General features: G+C 71.6%; 11 protein-coding genes. 6 read left to right on the top strand and 5 right to left on the bottom strand.

Annotated elements, in window-relative coordinates:
- Positions 1 to 96: 96 nt before the first annotated feature.
- From LR948_RS10880 to LR948_RS10905, 6 genes are all read left to right on the top strand, one after another.
- On the top strand, positions 97 to 1,083 hold the full coding sequence (locus LR948_RS10880; RefSeq protein WP_232754040.1) for a LacI family DNA-binding transcriptional regulator: 987 nt from the start codon (positions 97 to 99) through the stop codon (positions 1,081 to 1,083).
- 659 nt (positions 1,084 to 1,742) lie between these two features.
- On the top strand, positions 1,743 to 2,213 hold the full coding sequence (locus LR948_RS10885; RefSeq protein WP_232754041.1) for a hypothetical protein: 471 nt from the start codon (positions 1,743 to 1,745) through the stop codon (positions 2,211 to 2,213).
- Positions 2,214 to 2,361: 148 nt separating this feature from the next.
- Positions 2,362 to 3,393, top strand: coding sequence for a DUF11 domain-containing protein (locus LR948_RS10890; RefSeq protein ID WP_232754042.1), 1,032 nt, complete (start codon positions 2,362 to 2,364; stop codon positions 3,391 to 3,393).
- A 38-nt stretch (positions 3,394 to 3,431) separates the two neighbouring features.
- Complete coding sequence (locus LR948_RS10895; protein ID WP_232754043.1) at positions 3,432 to 4,457, top strand: hypothetical protein; 1,026 nt, start codon at positions 3,432 to 3,434, stop codon at positions 4,455 to 4,457.
- A 4-nt stretch (positions 4,458 to 4,461) separates the two neighbouring features.
- Positions 4,462 to 9,471, top strand: coding sequence for a hypothetical protein (locus LR948_RS10900; protein WP_232754044.1), 5,010 nt, complete (start codon positions 4,462 to 4,464; stop codon positions 9,469 to 9,471).
- 1 nt (position 9,472) lies between these two features.
- On the top strand, positions 9,473 to 10,648 hold the full coding sequence (locus LR948_RS10905) for a hypothetical protein (RefSeq protein ID WP_232754045.1): 1,176 nt from the start codon (positions 9,473 to 9,475) through the stop codon (positions 10,646 to 10,648).
- Between the two features lie 304 nt (positions 10,649 to 10,952).
- On the opposite strand, the gene LR948_RS10910 is transcribed toward LR948_RS10905, so the two are convergent.
- The 5 genes from LR948_RS10910 to alr form a co-directional block, all read right to left on the bottom strand.
- Positions 10,953 to 12,113: an amidohydrolase gene (locus LR948_RS10910; protein ID WP_232754046.1), complete on the bottom strand. Its 1,161-nt coding sequence runs from the start codon at positions 12,111 to 12,113 to the stop codon at positions 10,953 to 10,955.
- A gap of 1 nt (position 12,114) precedes the next feature.
- Positions 12,115 to 13,401, bottom strand: coding sequence for a TRAP transporter large permease (locus tag LR948_RS10915; protein WP_232754047.1), 1,287 nt, complete (start codon positions 13,399 to 13,401; stop codon positions 12,115 to 12,117).
- Positions 13,398 to 13,979, bottom strand: coding sequence for a TRAP transporter small permease (locus LR948_RS10920; RefSeq protein ID WP_232754048.1), 582 nt, complete (start codon positions 13,977 to 13,979; stop codon positions 13,398 to 13,400). The genes LR948_RS10915 and LR948_RS10920 overlap by 4 nt, the downstream gene beginning before the upstream one ends.
- 74 nt (positions 13,980 to 14,053) lie before the next feature.
- A complete protein-coding gene (gene dctP, locus LR948_RS10925; RefSeq protein ID WP_232754049.1) occupies positions 14,054 to 15,052 on the bottom strand; it encodes a TRAP transporter substrate-binding protein DctP in 999 nt (332 codons plus the stop codon).
- Between the two features lie 35 nt (positions 15,053 to 15,087).
- Complete coding sequence (gene alr, locus LR948_RS10930; protein WP_232754050.1) at positions 15,088 to 16,242, bottom strand: alanine racemase; 1,155 nt, start codon at positions 16,240 to 16,242, stop codon at positions 15,088 to 15,090.
- Between the last annotated feature and the right edge of the window lie 170 nt (positions 16,243 to 16,412).

Genomic DNA, 16,412 nt, shown 5'->3' on the forward strand with positions numbered 1-16,412 from the left:
GTGGTCGACTCGGCGCAATGTAATCGATTACATCACCCTTGAGGCTTGCAGGCAAGCCCCCGCTTCGCCTTAACCGCCGAAAAACCCGGAGACCCCATGGCCCCGAAAACCCGCATCGCCGATGTCGCCGCCGCCGCGGGCGTCTCCACCGCCACGGTGAGCCGCGCGCTCTCGGCGCCCGGGGTGGTGGGGCCCGAGACCCTGAAGAAGGTCATGGCCGCGGTCGAGGCCACCGGCTACCGGGTCAATGCCGCCGCACGCGACCTGCGGCGGCAGCGGGCGCGCTCGATCCTGGTGCTGGCGCCGAACCTCGCCAATACCTTCTTCAGCCGCATCATCGCCGCGATCCAGGAGGTCGCGGGCCAGGCCGGGCTGGCGGTGCAGATCTCCGACAGCCGCGCCGGCCCCGAGGTGCTGCAGAGCCTTGGCCATGACGGCCGCGCCGACGGGATCATCCTGCTCGACGGGGCGCTGCCGCCCGAGGTGGTGCGCGGCTGGCGGCTGCCGGTGGTGCAGCTCTGCGAATGGAACGACGCATATGCGCTGCCCGCGCTCGGCATCGACAATGCCGCCGCGGCGGGGCTGGCGGTGACGCATCTGGCCGATCTCGGCCATGGTGCGATCCTGCATGTGGCCGGCCCGCCCGAGAACGTGTTGAGCCGCACCCGCGAGGCGGGTTTTCTTGCCGCCGCCCGGGCGCGCGGCGTCGCGGCGCGGGTGCTGCCCGGCGATTTCACCATGGCCTCGGGCGCCCAGGCGGCGCGCGACTGGCAGGCCATGGCGGACCGCCCGAGCGCGGTCTTCACGGCCTCCGACGAATGTGCCTTCGGCTTCATCTCCGAATGCGCCCGGATGGGCATCGCGGTACCAAGCGAGGTCAGCGTGGTGGGCTTCGACGACGTGGAGTTCGCGGGCCATTTCATCCCGCCGCTGACGACGATCCACCAGCCCCGCGCCAAGCTCGGCCGCGCCGCGGCGGAGCGGCTGGTGGCGGCGCTCGAGGAGGGGGTGCCGCTTAAGTCCGGGCACGAGACCATCGCGCCGCACCTGGTGGTGCGCGGGACGACGGCGGCGGCGGGGTGAGTGAGGTGGGGGGCTTTGGTGGGGCGTTGTTGGGACGCTTCGCTCAAGACTGGGCGTCAGCGCACGGTGACTGGTAGGGGGCAGTTTGAGACCAGGAGCCGCGCTGCCTCTCTGCACTGATCCTTGAAAGGGGCGCCCTAAGCCGCTCAAGCCCCCAAACCCCTCAAACGCTTCTCCCGCCGCAAAAGCCTGACCAAACACCCCTCACAACCAGCCCAACAGAGGGCGCGCACCGGACCGGGGGCCGGCGCTGCTGCCCTCCGAGCGAGGCGCTTTATCCCAACAAGGTCAGGACTAGCGGAGAGCTATGCACGCCACCCACAAGAGCGCCGGCCCATAGGGCCGGTCCGGCGCGCGCCCGGCACCTTCGGTGCTATTCGGGCGCAAGGGGCGCTGGCTGCTCCGGTGTGCTTGCGCGCAGACGCCGGTTCAAGCGCGCCCGACAAGAAGTCGAGCCCGCCGCCCTCGCAAGAAGCGAATCTGAGGACGCTGGCTGCGCCGGGGTGCCATTGTTCTTGCACCTGCTTTCTGGGTCCACCCCCACCTCACCCAGCGTAACCCCGCTCGAAATAAGGCAATTCTTTGACATTTCCTGCCCCGCGGTTGCGTCTTTTGAACCGATCGGTTCAGCTCAGGGCAAATTATCGACGGAGACGCCCATGCCCCTCCCCCGCTTCCTGACCGCCGCGCTGACGCTTGCGGCGCTGGCCGCCCCGAGCTTCGCGAGCGCCGAGACCTCCGTGGCCATGGAGGTTGTCCGCCCGGTCGCCACCGAGACCGGCGAGACCGCCTTCGAGCCGGTCGAGACCGCCCTGCCGGGCGAGCCGCTGGTCTACCGCATCGCGCTCAGCAACACCGATCCGGTGCCCGCGACATCGGTCGGGCTCTCGCTGCCGCTCGACGGCAACCTCGCCATCGACCCGGCCTCGGTCAGCGCAGAGACGCCGCTCACCGTGCGCTTCTCGGCCGACGGGGGCGCGAGCTACGCGCCCTTCTCCGAGCTCACGGTCGAGGAGAACGGCGAGACCCGGCAGGCCCAGCCGACGGACCTCACGCATCTGCAGATCGAGATCGCCGAGATCGCCGCCGAGAGCCAGGTCGCCGTGACCTATGACGCCGTCGTCCGCTAAGACGGACGCTTAGGCCATGTCCGCTGAGACGGACGCGCTGGCCTTGTCCGCTGAGGCGGACGCGCTGGCCAAATCCGCCAAGTCGAACGCCCCGGCCAAGTCCGCGAAGACGGACGCCCCGGCCCTTCATCCAACCAGGAGACAGACCATGCCCCATCGCGCCCTGCGCCGATCGCTTCTCTGCGCCCTGTCCTCGACCGCGCTGGCCGGTGCGGCCCAGGCCGCCGGCACCGCGCCCGGCACCTCGGTGTCGAGCTCGGTCAGCATTTCCTACTCGAGCGGCGGCACCACGATCACCCAGGAGGACGCCGCCAGCGTCGCCTTCGTCGTCGACCGCAAGGTCGACTTCAGCTTCCAGGGCCAGGCCGCGGGCGACGCAGTGCTGGCCGCCCAGGGCGCCGAGGGCCAGACCATGGTCTTCCGGCTCGAGAACGAGGGCAACGACGCCTCGGGCTACGACATCGACATCGCCACCTCGGGCGAGATCGGGCTCGACTTCGACGCCGCGGGCGGCGGCGCGCCGGGCAGCTACTCGGTCTACGTGGGCGACAGCCCCGAGGTCGCACCCGAAGACGCGCTCTACGATATCGCGGGCACGGCGAACCTCGGCGACCTGGCCGCCGACGCGGTGCGCTTCGTGAAGGTGGTGGCGCATATCCCCGGCAGCGCCGCCGATGGCGCCACGGATGCCTTCGACGTGACCGCAACGGCGCTCGATCCCGGCACCGACACGGTGACCACCGAAATCCGCGGCCAGGGCCTGCAGGGCATCGACACCATCCTGACCGACCCCGGCGAGGACGGGCTCGAGCTGCAAAGCGAACGCTACGTGGTCCAGGCCCCGCAGCTCTCGGCGCTGAAGGAGGCGGCGGTGATCTCGGAGAACCTCGACGGCGGTTTCGACTGCGGCAGCGATCCCGCCGATCCCGCCGCCGAGGCCGCGGTGCCCGGGGCCTGCGTGGAATACACCATCTCGGTCACCAATGCCGCCGAGGCCAGCTCGGACGCGGTCAATGTGACCATCACCGACGCCCTGCCCGAGGGCATCACTTATGCCGGCACCGCCGCCACCACCGGCTTCGACCGGGTGAACGAGGCCGGCGGCACGGTGACCGCCGAGCTTGCCGCCCTGGCGCCCGGCGCCACCGCCAGCTTCCGCATCCGCGCGGTGGTCGACTGATGCCCGCCAGAGAGACGACAGCAGCACCGGAAAGAGCCATGACCCAAGCCCGCATCCTTTCGCTGACCACCTGTTGCGCCGGGGCGCTCGCCGCGCCCATGGCCATGGCCGGGGGCCAGGCGCCCGGCACGCCGATCTCCAACGCGGTGACGGTGAGCTATGCCTCGGGCGGCGACGTGATCACCCTGCCCGAGACCCCGGCGGCCAGTTTCTCGGTCGACCAGCGGCTCTCCTTCACCTTCGCGCCGCTCGACGATCCGGCCAGCGTGAACGTGGAGCCCGGCGCCGCCACGCAGGAGATCCGCTTCCTGCTGACCAACACCGGCAATGCCGCGGCGCCCTTCGACATCGACCTCTCCGCGATCGAGGACCAGCTCGGCCTAAGCTACGACGCCGAGGCCAGCGGCGCCGAGGGCACCTATTCGGTGGTCCTGCGCTCGGCCGAAGGCGCCGAGGGCACGCCCTATGACCCGACCGGCACCCAGGCGACCCCGGCGCTTGCCGCCGACGGTTCGCTGATCGTGGTGCTGCGCGCCTCGATCCCGCGCAGCGCCAGCGACGGCCAGGTCAGCGCCTTCGAGGCCAGCGCTGTGCCGCTTGCACCGGGCGGCGGCGAACGCCAGCCCGAGGTCACCGGCCAGGGGCTCGAGGCGGTGGACATCGTCTACGGCGACCCCGGCGGCGACGGCCGCGAGGCGGGCTCGGCCAGCTACCGGGTGCTGGCCCCGCAGCTCTCGGCGGTGAAGGACGTGGTGGTCATCTCGGAGAACCGCGCCGGGGGCTTCGACTGCGCCAGCGGAGCGCCCGAGGTCGGGGCCGAGGCCTTCGTGCCCGGCGCCTGCGTGGAATACACGATCACCCTGTCGAACGCCGAGGCCGCGAGCAGCGCCGCCACGCTCCTGGCCTTCAACGACGCCCTGCCCGAGACGGTGAGCTATACTGCCATCGCCGGGAACAACGGCTTCGACGAGGTCGCGGTCCGCGACGGCGTGATCCGCGGCGAGGTCGGCAGCCTGGCGCCCGGGGCCTCGGCCACGGTGCGGGTGCGGGCGACGGTCGATTGACCGGATGCGCCGATCTGATGCGATTGCCCGCTGGCGCCGGCTCGTCCCGGCGCTGGCCCTGGCCGCCGCGGCGCCCGCGGGCGCGCAGGACCGCCTGCCCGGCGGCGCGCCGGAGCCCTCCCCCGCGGGAGAAGAGATCACCAACCGGGTGATCATCGAGTTCGGCCCCGAGGGCAGCGCCCTGCCCCCGATCGAGGCCGAGAGCACGATCACCGTCCTCGCCCCGGAGCTGCCGGGCGAGCTGACCGCCTTCCGCGTCGCGGGCCAAAGCGCCGAGGCGCTCCGGACCGAGATCGCCCCGGCGGATTACAGCGTCAGCGGCAGCCCCTCGGGGCCCTTCGACCGGGTGCCGCGCGCCGCGCCCGCGCCCATGGCCGCGCGCATCGCTCCGGCCGAACGGGTGCGCCCGGATGAAGACGTGATCTTCCTGCTCGAAGACCCGCTCGAGAACACCGACCCCGAGGTGCGCGACGCCGCGACCCTGCGGATCACCGATTCGGTCAGCGGCGACAGCGAGCTGTTGCGGATCTACGAGACCGGCAAGAACACCGCGACCTTCGCGGGAGCGATCTGCGCCTGCAGCGACAGCCCGCGCGGCCCCGACGGGGTGCTCGCGACCGAGGCCAACTCCCGGGTCATGGCCCGGGCCGCCAGCGCCCGCGCGCCCGACCGGGTCTTCGAGGACAGCGTGACCGTCGGCCCGGTCACCCCGCGCGGACGGGTCTTCGACAGCCGCAGCGGCACGCCGCTCAACGGCGCGCGGATCACCATCATCGACGCCGAGACCGGCGCCCCGGCCGAGGTCTTCGGCGAGGACCTCGAGGCCCCCTTCCCCGCCACGGTGACCAGCGGTGGCCAGGTCAGCGACGCCTCGGGCGAGACCTATGACTTCGCCCCGGGCAGCTACCGCTTTCCCTATGTCGAACCCGGCTCCTACGTCTTCGTGATGACCCCGCCCGAGGGTTACCTGGCGCCCAGCTCGCGCCGCCCCGAAGAGGTCGCGCCCCCGCCCGGCGGCGCCCCCGAGGTGACCGGCGCCTCCTATCTCAAACCCTTCGACATCTCCCCCGGCGAGGTGCTGGTCTACGACATCCCGCTGGACGGCGCGGCGCTGGTCGACGTGAGCCGCAGCGGCTCGGCCGAGCGGCTGACCGCGGGCGAGGCGATCCGCTACACCGCCACTGTCGGCGGCTCGGTGCCCGGCGAGACGCGGGTCGATGTGACCGACCTTCTGCCCGAGGGGCTGAAGCGGGTGCCGGGCTCGCTCAGGATCGACGGCGCCCGCCCCGAGGCCGAGGTCACCCGCTCCCGCGATGGCCGGCAGCTGGTGATCTCGGACATGGTCCTGCCCGAGGGCCGCCGCCGCAGCATCACCTATACCGCCCGGGTGACCGTCGCCGCGCCCGACCGCGGCACGCTGACCTCGCGCACCAGCGTCTCGGGAGAGAGCTTCAACACCGCCTCGGCGCAGCACCGGCTCGAGGTCGGCCCCGCCTTCGCGCGCGACGAAAGCGCGGTGCTGGGCGAGGTGGTCCTGGGCTGCGGCCCCGCCGCGGGCCCGCCCGAGCGCGACCTCTCGGGCATCCGCATCATGCTGGAGAACGGCCGCTTCGCCGAGACCGACGCCCGCGGGCGCTTCACCCTGCGCCGGGTGCCGCGCGGCGGCCATGTGCTGGCGCTCGACCGCTTCACCCTGCCGCGCGGGCTGGAGCCGGTGCTCTGCCGCAACAACACCCGCCGCGCCGGGGCGGCGGGCTCGGTCTTCCTCGAGACCCGCGACGGCTTCGCCCGGCGCATCCGCTTCCACCTGACCGAGGTGCCCCCGCGCGAAGCACCCGACCCCGAGGTGCCCGCGCCGCCGCGCATCACCAGCTATGACGCGGGTTGGCTCGACGCCGCGCCGCGCCGCGCGGGCCTGCATTTCCCGCCCGAGGGCTTCCTGCCGCCGGTGCGCAGCCTCTCCGCCGCGGTGGTCCGGCAGAAGGGCCAGACCGCGCGGCTGTTCCTGAACGGCACGCCGGTGCCCGAGATCTACCGCCGCCCCGCCGTCGCCGCCGAGGGCGGGGGCCGCTTCCTCGACATCTGGCGCGGGGCCGAGCTGGACTTCGGGGTCAACGACCTCCGGCTCGAGATCCGCGACGCCAGCGGCACCCTGGTCCGCCAGGAGACCCGGCAGCTGCGCTTCACCGACCGCGCCGCCCGGCTCGAGGTGCTCGAGGAGATGTCGGACCTCTCCACCGATGGCCGCGCCCGCCCGCTGGTCGTCTTTCGCGCCACCGATGCCGAGGGCACGCCGCTGCACCCCGGTGCCATCGTCGCGATCACTGTCGAGCGGCCCTTCGCCTTCGCCCCGGGCGAGCGGCTGAACGGCGCGCGCCAGGGCGCCGAGCCGATCCAGCGCACCACCGCCAGCGTCGATGCCGACGGCCGCTTCCGGATGCGTCTCGCGCCCAGCCGCCGCTCGGGCCTCGCGCGGTTCACCCTGCGCGACGGCGAGCGCGAGCTGACCGCCAGCGCGCCGATCTCGGCGGCGGACCGTGACTGGACGGCGGCGGGCCTCGTCGAGGCGCGGCTCGCCGGCCGCGATGTCGCCCGCGCGCTGAAGACCCCCGGCGACCGGCGGCTCCTGAGCTTCGGCGACGCCGCGCTCGACGGTCATGCCGCGCTCTTTCTCGAGGGCATCGCCCCGGGCGGTTGGCACCTGACCCTGCGCTACGACAGCGCCATCGACCCCGACGAACGCGACTTCTTCGCCGAGGACCCCGAGCGCGACTACCTGGTCTATGGCGACGAAAGCACCGAGGGCGACGCCGCCAGCAGCCGCTCGCCGCTTTACCTGCGGCTCGAACGCGGCGGCACCGATCTGCTCTGGGGCGATTTCGACACCGCGATCGGCCGCGAGAGGCTGGCCGAATACGACCGCCGCCTGACCGGCGCGCGGGCCAGCTTCACCGGCGAGACCCAGGCCCTGCGGCTCTTCGCCGCCGAGACGAGCCTCGCCTATGCCGAGGACCGCTTTCCCGCCGATGGCACCACCGGGCCTTTCGATCTGAAGCGCAGCGACATCCTGCCCAATTCCGAAAGCCTGACGGTCGAGACCACCGCGCGCGACGATCCCACCCGGGTCATCGCCCGCCGCGAGCTGACCGCCGGGCGCGACTACAGCATCGACTACGTGGACGGGCGGATCTTCCTGGCCCGCCCGCTGCGGGCACGCACGCCCGATCTCGACCGCAACACGCTGGTGGTCCGCTACGAGACCGAGACCGCGCGCCGGAGCGGGGTGATCCTCGGCGCCCGCTACGAGGTCGCCCCGACCGAGGACCTGAGCGCCGGGGTGACGCTGGTGCACGAGGACGACGTCGGCGGCACGACCGGGGCGGGCCAGCTCGGCGCGGTCGATGCGCGCTACCGTTTCTCCGAGACGCTGACCGCCCATGGCGAGCTGGCGCTCTCGCGGCAGGGCGCCTCGAACCTGCTTTCCGATCCGCGCGTGACCCATGCCGCCGAACTGGGCTTCCGCTTCGACGATGGCAGCACCACCGCCGAGGGCTACCTGCGCTCGCAAAGCACCGGCTTCGGCATCGCCAATCTCACCCCCGATCCCCAGCGCATCGACATCGCGCATCTCAGCGCCGACCTCCTGCTCTCCGAGGAGGTGACCGAGGCCCCGGACGGCACCGAGACCCGCCGCAGCCTGCGCTTCCAGGGCCAGGCCCGGCTCGAGCGCAACGCCGAGACCGGCGAGACGCTGGAGATGGCCGAGGCCAGCCTCATCCGCAGCCGCGACCGCCTGACCCGCAGCGCCGGGCTGCGCTACGCCGGCCGCCGGGGCGCGCCGGACCGTGACGACGGGCAGGTGCTCAAGGGTTTTCTCGGCAGCGAATATGAAAGCGCCGACGGAAGGCTGCGCCTCGCCTTCACCCAGGAGCTGACGCTCTGGAACGAGGGCGCGCGGGCCGAGGCCGACCTCGGCGCGCTCTCCGTAGATTACGCCCTGACCGAGCGGCTGCGGCTCACCGCCAGCAACGAGGTCGCCTGGGGCGAGGATTTCCGCGTCGACATCCTGGCCATCGGGGCCGAGCTGACCCTCTGGGAGGGCGCGCGGCTCTCGGGCGGGCTGGTCAATGCCTCGGGCCGGGACCAGAGCCAGACAGTGGGCCACCTGGGCTTCGACCAGGCGCTGCCCCTGACCGACCGGCTGAGCGGTTACTTCGGCCTAGAGGCCCAGGACGCGCTGGCGGGCGACCTGGCCGAGACCGGCCCCGCGGCGCGCGGCGGGCTGACCAACCCGCGGCTCTCCGAAGGCTTCGTCAGCGCCAGCGCCGGGCTCGAACACGCCGGGCCCGACTGGCGCGGCGCGGTCGACGCCGAGCTCGGCTTCACCACCGAAAGCGATCACGCAAGGCTGCAGCTCGAGGCGACGACGCCGCTCTCCGAGGCGCTGTCGCTCGGGGCCCATGCCAGCTTCTTCTGGTCCGAGGGCGCCGAGGGGGCGCTCGAACGCGACCACGAGATCAAGCTCAGCGCCGCCTGGCGCCCCTTCGATCGGCCTTTCGTGCTGCTCAACCAGTTCAGCGCCCGGCGCGAGGTCGCGGGCGAGACCGACGAGACGCGGCTGATGAACGAGCTCTTCCACACCCGCGAGCTGTCCGACCGGAGCGAGCTCTCCCTGCGCCACGGGCTGAAACATGTCTCCCAGTCGCTCGGCGGCGGCGAGACGGCAGAAGAGGTGCTGACGCTGGTCGGCGCGGAATACCGCCGCGACCTGACCGACTGGCTCGATCTGGGCCTGCACGGCGCCAGCCTCTGGGCGATGGAGGATGGCAGCCAGCAGGGCTCGGCCGGGGTCTCGCTGGGCTTCACCCCCTTCGAGAACGGCTGGATCGCGCTCGGCTACAACGTCGAGGGTTTCGCCGACCCGGACTTCAGCGAGGCGGGCTACACCGACAAGGGCGCCTTCCTGCAGTTCCGCTTCAAGATCGACCAGGACAATTTCAACGAGGTCTTCTGAGATGCGCCCCGGCCCCTTCCCCCACGCGCCCCGGGCGGCGCTGATCCCCCTGGCTTGCGCGCTAAGCCTCGCCGCGGGTGGCGCCGGGGCCGCGACCTGCGCCAGCCCCGAGGCCGAGATGCTGCTCGACTGGTCCGGGGCCGGCTGGAAATCCGGCGCCCGGAGCGCGACCCTTTCCGCCGAGCGCCGCGCCGGGCCCGAGGCGGGCCCCGCCGATGCCGTGGGCCTCGATCTCTCGGGTGCCACCACGCGCATCCGCCCGGGCTACCCCGAGGCCAGCTCGGAATTCACCGGCGGGCGCGGCGCGGGCACCGACAGCCTCGCGCTCCTGATGGATTTCGCCAACAACAGCGAGGCGCTGACCCTGCGCTTCGACTTCCCGCGCGCGGTCGAGGGCCTCTCCTTCGCGATCTTTGACATCGACTACCTGCCCTATCGGACCTCGCGCGGCCGGGTGACCCAGCGCGGCTTCCGCGACGGGGTGGAGATCACCGGCTGGACCGCCGAGGGGGCGCCCGTCACGCCGCAGCTCTCCTCGCCGCATATCCCGCCCGGCGCGCGCAGCGCCTCCGGCGCCTCGATCTACCTCGGCTCCCCCCTGACCGACCGCCAGGCGGTGGGCTATGAGCGCAACGCCGCCCCCGCCGACGACATGGGCAACCTCGAGGTGCGCTTCGCAGAGCCCGTCGCGGCGCTGAGCGTGCGCTATACCAACGGGCTCTACCCGCCCTCCTCGAACCCCCAGGCCCAGGCCATCGCGCTTTCGGACCTGAGCTATTGCGCCCCGCTCGGCGCAGAGCTCTCGGTCAGCAAGAGCCAGCGGGTGATCTCCGAGGACGGCGCGGCCTGCGCGAGCCTGCCAGCCGATGACAGCCCGGCCCCCGGCGCGCCCGGCGGCGCCGCGATCCCCGGCGCCTGCATCGAATACCGCATCGCGGTCACCAACGAGGGCGACGCCCCCGCCCGAAAAATCGCGCTCAGCGACAGGCTCGACGCGGCGCTGATCTTCCAGGCCGCCCGCGCCACGGGGTTCGCCGGCGGCACATCCGCCGAGCTTGTCAGCCACCCCGCCAAGGGCACCCGCTGCGCCGCCGGCGCCTGCACCGTGGCCCTCGACGGCGCCGAGCTCTCCGCCGGCGCCAGCGGCGCCCTCCTGATCCGCGCCAAGGTCCGCTGACCCCGGTCCCAAAGCGCGCCCCCGCACCACAAGCGCCCAGCCTCGCCACGCGAAGCCCACCACCAGCCAGGATCCCACAACCGCCGCCGCGCAAGATCCCCGCCCCGCAAAACCCGGCACACCCGCCCCGGAACCAGACAACGCCCGCAACCAATCCCCCTTCCAGGCCTGACCGGGCCCAAAATACTCCGGGGGTGAATGCGGGCCGAAAGGCCCGCAGAGGGGGCAGCGCCCCCTCCCCCGGGTCCGGGACGCCGCAGGCGGACCGGACCCCAACAAACATGCCAAAATAAACCGCGAAGCCCTACCCCGCCCAGACCTCCGCCGCCGCCGCGAGGAAGACCCGCGCCACCGGCCCGATCAGCGCGTCGGGGTAGTCGTAGTCCTGGTCGTGCAGCGCCGGGTGGTCGCTGCCCGCGCCGGTGAAGATCATCGCCAGCGGCCCGAGCCGGGCGAACTGGCCGAAGTCCTCCGAGGGGCGCCAGGGCTGGCCGCGCCCGGAATGGGTGATGCCCGAGCGGTCGAGCGCGGCGCGCAGCGGCACCACCGCGTGGGGGTCGTTGACCACCGCGTCGAAGACATCGGCGTAATCCATCTCGACCTCGAGCCCGTGGCGCGCGGCGATCTCGCGCACCAGCGCCTCGGCGCGTTCGCGCATCCGCGCCATGGCGCGGTCCTCGAGGCAGCGCAGCGTGGCGCAGACCTCGGCCTCGCCCGGCGCGATGCCGAAGGCGCGCTCGCCCATGCGGCAATGGGTGATCGTCGCCATGGCGAACTCGGGGTGATCGAGCGGATGCGCTGCGCTCAAGCCTTCGAGCGCCACCAGGATCTCGGCCAGCGCGCCGCGCGGCGAGACCCCGGTTTCGGGCTGCGAGGCATGGGCGGTGCGCCCGGTCAGCCGGATCGTCAGCCCGCAGGAGGCGCAGGCGATCGGCCCCTCGCGCAGCGCCACCTGGCCAAGCGGCAGCCCCGGCAGGTTGTGCTGGGCGAAGATCGCCGCGGGGCGCAGCTCGGCCAGCCGCGGGTCCTCGAGCATGGCGCGGGCGCCCGCGCCGGTCTCCTCGGCGGGCTGGAAGACCAGCGCCAGGCGCCCGCGTTCGGGCCGCACCCGGGACAGCGCCCGCCCGACACCCAGGAGCGTGACCATATGGCCGTCGTGGCCGCACAGATGCCCCCAGCCCGGCCGCACCGAGACATGGGCGCTTTTCCCGGTCTCGGGGATCGGAAGCGCGTCGAGCTCGGCGCGCAGCATCACCATGGGGCCCTCGGCCTTGCCCTCGATCACCCCCATGACGCCATGGCCGCCGATCCCGGTCTCGACCCGGTCGACGCCGATCTCGCGCAGGAGCCCGGCGATCCGCGCGGCGGTGCGCTCCTCCTGCCCCGAGATCTCGGGATGGCGGTGCAGGTCCCAGCGCAGGGCGGTCAGCGCGGCGATATCGTCTTCGTTGAGCTCGGGCGTCATGTCACCCGAATATCAGGTTCGGCAGCCAAAGCGCCACCTCGGGAATGAAGGTGGTGATCAAAAGCGTCGGCAGCCAGGCGAAGCCGATCATGATGAAGGTGGGCTTCAGCATCTCGGTCACCGGCGTGTCGGTCACCTTGGCGCCGAGGTACAGCAGCGGCGCGGTCGGCGGGGTGATATTGGCCATGCCGAGGTTCACGCCCAGGACGGCGGCGAAATGCACCGGGTCCATGCCCACCGACTGCACGATCGGCAGAAGCAGCGGCGCCGAAAGCAGGAGCCCCGAGATGTCGTCCATCAGCATGCCGATCAGGATCATCACCAGGTTCACCATCAGCAGGATCACCACCGGATTCTCGGAGATCGAGTAGATCAGGTCCTCGGCCATGCCGGGGATGTCCTCGAAGACCAGGAAGCGGCTGACGATGACCACCATGAAGACCATGAGCATCACAACCCCGATGGTGATGCCGGCGTAGCGCAGGGTCGGCAGGAAGTTCTCCACGGTGATGCCGCGGTAGATGAAGAAGCCCACCGGGATGGCGTAGACCACCGCGACGCCGGCGGCCTCGGTCGGGGTCATGATGCCGCCGTAGATACCCCCGAGGATGATCGCCGGCATCAGGAGCGCGGGCAGCGCGTAGCCGCCGCGCCGGGCCAGCTCGCGCGGGAGGTTGTCGGGCCGGGGCGGCAGCTTCAGCTCGGCCTTGCGCATCAGAACCGCGTTCACGAGGCACAGAAGCGCGATCAGGATCAGCCCCGGCACCACGGTCGAGAGGAAGCAGCGCAGCACCGACTGCTGGGCAACCCAGGCATAGAGGATCTGCGACGACGACGGCGGGATCAGCAGCCCCAGAGGGCAGGCGCTGACGATGATCGCCGCGGCGGGACCGCGGGGGTAATTGGCCTCTTTCAGATGCGGCATCATGATCGAGCCGATGCAGGTCAGCGTCGCCGCCGCCGAGCCCGAGATCGAGCCGAAGATGCCCGAGGCGATGACCGCCGCTCCGCTCAGCCCGCCGCGCAGCCGACCGATCAGAAGCTCGGCGATGGCGACAAGCGGCGCGGCGATGCGGCCGCGCTCCATGATCGCGCCGGCCAGGATGAAAAGCGGGATCGCCAGCAGCACGACGGAGTTCATCTTCCAGTGCCCGGTGGGCAGGAAGCCGGTCACGTCGTGCCCGCCGAAGACGCCGATGAAGACCAGCACCCCGCCGAAGGCCATGGGCACGCTGACCCCGATCACGAGGAGCGCGCAGATGATGAAGAGCGAGCCGAGAATGATCATCGCGCGGCCTCCTCGGCCTGGGCTTGCACCGGGTCGTCGCCGACCTCGGGGGAAAAGGCCTGAAGCGGCAGGCGCAGCATGATCCAGAGCCGGAGCGCGCTGTAGAAGGCCATGAGCGAGAAGCCCGCGAAGATCGCCGCGCGGGGCACCAGGAAGGGAATGCGCAGGGCGATGGTGGTCTGCCAGCGCGGGTAGTCGCCGACCTCCTCGATCATCATCAGCACCGCCCAGTAGACCAGCGCCAGAAGCACCACGAGCTCGATCGCGGTGATCGTCACCGCCCGGATGCGGCGCTTTCGCGGGTCGCTCAGCGCGAAGTTCAGCAGGTCGGCGTTGACGTGCTTGTCCTCCCAGGTGCCGAGGCCCGCGGCCAGGAAGTAGAGCCAGAAGCAGACGATCAGCAGCCATTCCTCGTAGGCGAAGAGATCCGCCTCGAAGCCGTAGCGGAACAGCACGACGAAGAAGAACGTCAGCGCCATGATCAGGCAGCCAAGACAGACGTAGATCGTCTGGAGCCGGAGCAGCCCGCGCACCAGCCGCGCGAGCCCGGGGGAGAGGTGGTCCGCTGGATCGGCCATCGGCGCCTCCTTCCTGGTCGGTTGGGAACGAAAAGGGCCGCGCGATGACGCCGCGCGGCCCCGGGATCAGCGGCTCAGTTGGTCGCCGGCATCAGCTGGTCCATGACCTCCTGGCCGACGATCTCGGCGATGCCCGGCCAGACCTCGGCGCGGACGGTCTCGGCGATGGCGCCGCGCTCGGCGTCGCTCAGCTCGACCACCTCGTAGCCGGTCTCCTCGAGCTTGGAGAGGTAGCTGGCCTCGTTCTCCTTGGCGAAGGCGAAATACTTCTCCGCGGCGTTGTCGAAGGCGGTCTGCACCACCTCGCGCTGCGCGTCGTTCATCTCTTCCCAGGTCTCGGCCGAGGCGTAGTAGGTGGTGTTCTCGACCACGGCGCCATAGGGCACGAAGACCGAGCCCACGTCCGAGGTTGCGAAGGCGGTATAGGCCAGCTGCGCGGTGCAGCAGATCGCGCCGTCCACGGTGCCCGACTGCATGGCCGCGAAGACCTCGCCCCAGTTCATCGTGGTGGCGTTGAAGCCCATGGTCTCGACGGTGCTCTTGATCACCTGGCTCGACCAGACGCGGATGTTCATGCCCTTGTCGCCGAGGCTCGCGGCGTTCTCGGGCACCTCTTCGGCGACGACGCCGATGAAGCCCTCTGGCGCATTGGCCAGGAGCTTCAGCCCGAGCATGTCGAGCCGCTCGGCGAAGATCTGGTTAAAGGCGCTGTCGGAGTTCAGGTAGGTCGCTTCCATCTCGTCGAAGGAGGAGACCAGGTAGGGCAGCGAGTTGATCTCGAGCACCGGGTCGCGCTGCGCGTAGATCACCGAATGCACCAGGTCGACGTTCCCGCGCGAGGCGTCCTCGAAAAGCTCCTCGCCCGAGCCGAGCTGGCCCGAAGGGAAGAGCGTGACCGAGAGGCCCACATCGGCGCCCTCGATCTCCTCGACGACCTCTTCGAGGATCTGGTTGCCGAAGTGCTCGGCCGGCACCACGCCGGCAAGCTTCAGGCGCATGTCGTCGGCCGATGCGGCCCCGGCGCCCATCGCGAGCAGCGCGGCGCTGGCGGCGAATGTCTTGCGAAGTTCCATCTCAGTCTCCTGTTGGCAGTGAAGGGAGCGCCCGTTCAGCGGGTTCTGTTCTTGGCGGCGGCCTGCGGCGGGCCGCCCGAATACTGGCGCCGGTTCGACCGGCCCCAGTCGCAATAGAGGTCGGCCATGATCGTGCCGCTGGCCTCCTCGACCATGGCGCGCGTCACGCGGGCGGCCCCGTCGGCGCCGAAAAGCGTGACGGTATCGCCCGGCGCGGCCTCGGGGATGTCGGTCACATCCACGGTCAGCGCGTTCATGGAAATCTTGCCGATCAGCGGCGCGAGCCGGCCGCGGACGGCGACCTGCGCGCTGTTGGCCATGCTGCGGCGGATGCCGTTGGCATAGCCGATGGACAGGTTGGCGATGCGGCTCTCGCGGCCCAGCACATGGGCGCGGTCGTAGCCGATGCTGGCGCCCTCGGGCAGGGTGTTGACGCTGGTGATCCGGGCGCAGAGCCGCATGACGTCGGTAAACTCGGCGCGCGCACCGACGATGCCCCAGAGGATCGCCCCGGCGCGCAGCATGTCGTATTCGATGCCCGCCTCGGCCAGGAGCCCCAGCGAGGAAGCCGCATGCACGGTGACCGCGTCGCGGGACAGCCCGCCCTCGGCGAGGCACCAGGCCACGTCGGCCTCGAAACGGGCGCGGCTCGCGGCCAGGTCCTCGGGGTCATGGGCCGGAAAATGCGTGGTCAGCCCGGCGATGCGCAGCCCCGGCATGGCGAGGATCTCGCGCGCGGCGGCGCGGCCGCCCTCGGCGGCGAGCTCGATGCCGTCGCGGCCCATGCCGCCGGCGTTGAGCGGCAGATGCACGGGCACCGGTGCGTCGGGGTCGGAGAGCGCCCGGGCGGCCTCGGCGCTGGTGGCCAGTTCCTCGACACCGAGCCCCGCGACATCGCGCGCCTCCGCAAGGCTCGCCCCGCGCAGCCGCATGATCCGCCCGGTGAAACCCGCCCGGCGCAGCGCCAGCGCGTCCTGGTTGCTGGTGATCCCGGCCCAGCTCACGCCGCCCTCGGCCAGCACCGGGGCCACCCGGTCGATGCCGTGGCCGTAGGCGTCGGATTTCACCACCGCGCAATAATCGCAGCCCGCGGGCAGCCGCGCCTTGATCGCCGCGAGGTTGGCGGCCAGCGCGTCGAGGTCGATCTCGACCCAGGCGTCGGGCAGGGATATGGCGCCGTCGCTCCGCATGATCAGCCGCGCGTGGCCCCGTGTCCAAAGGACTGTCCTGCGGCGCGGAAATCATCGGCGGGTCGGGGCGCGACGGCCCCTGCGAATGGCGGCATTGCCATGGTCCTATCCGGGTTGAATGCGTGCTTTCCCAATCCCCGCCGGCGACAGCGGGTCCTTAAAGCCTAAGA

The sequence above is a fragment of the Roseivivax sp. GX 12232 genome (genome assembly GCF_021272185.1).
GTDB lineage: Bacteria > Pseudomonadota > Alphaproteobacteria > Rhodobacterales > Rhodobacteraceae > Roseivivax.

Bases quoted from the DNA above. Each gene is read 5' to 3' on its own strand.
- LR948_RS10895 (WP_232754043.1), top strand. From the start codon at position 3,432: ATGACCCAAGCCCGCATCCTTTCGCTGACCACCTGTTGCGCCGGGGCG.
- LR948_RS10885 (WP_232754041.1), top strand. From the start codon at position 1,743: ATGCCCCTCCCCCGCTTCCTGACCGCCGCGCTGACGCTTGCGGCGCTG.
- LR948_RS10915 (WP_232754047.1), bottom strand. From the start codon at position 13,401: ATGATCATTCTCGGCTCGCTCTTCATCATCTGCGCGCTCCTCGTGATC.
- LR948_RS10900 (WP_232754044.1), top strand. From the start codon at position 4,462: ATGCGCCGATCTGATGCGATTGCCCGCTGGCGCCGGCTCGTCCCGGCG.
- LR948_RS10890 (WP_232754042.1), top strand. From the start codon at position 2,362: ATGCCCCATCGCGCCCTGCGCCGATCGCTTCTCTGCGCCCTGTCCTCG.
- LR948_RS10905 (WP_232754045.1), top strand. From the start codon at position 9,473: ATGCGCCCCGGCCCCTTCCCCCACGCGCCCCGGGCGGCGCTGATCCCC.
- LR948_RS10920 (WP_232754048.1), bottom strand. From the start codon at position 13,979: ATGGCCGATCCAGCGGACCACCTCTCCCCCGGGCTCGCGCGGCTGGTG.
- dctP (WP_232754049.1), bottom strand. From the start codon at position 15,052: ATGGAACTTCGCAAGACATTCGCCGCCAGCGCCGCGCTGCTCGCGATG.
- LR948_RS10910 (WP_232754046.1), bottom strand. From the start codon at position 12,113: ATGACGCCCGAGCTCAACGAAGACGATATCGCCGCGCTGACCGCCCTG.
- LR948_RS10880 (WP_232754040.1), top strand. From the start codon at position 97: ATGGCCCCGAAAACCCGCATCGCCGATGTCGCCGCCGCCGCGGGCGTC.
- alr (WP_232754050.1), bottom strand. From the start codon at position 16,242: ATGCGGAGCGACGGCGCCATATCCCTGCCCGACGCCTGGGTCGAGATC.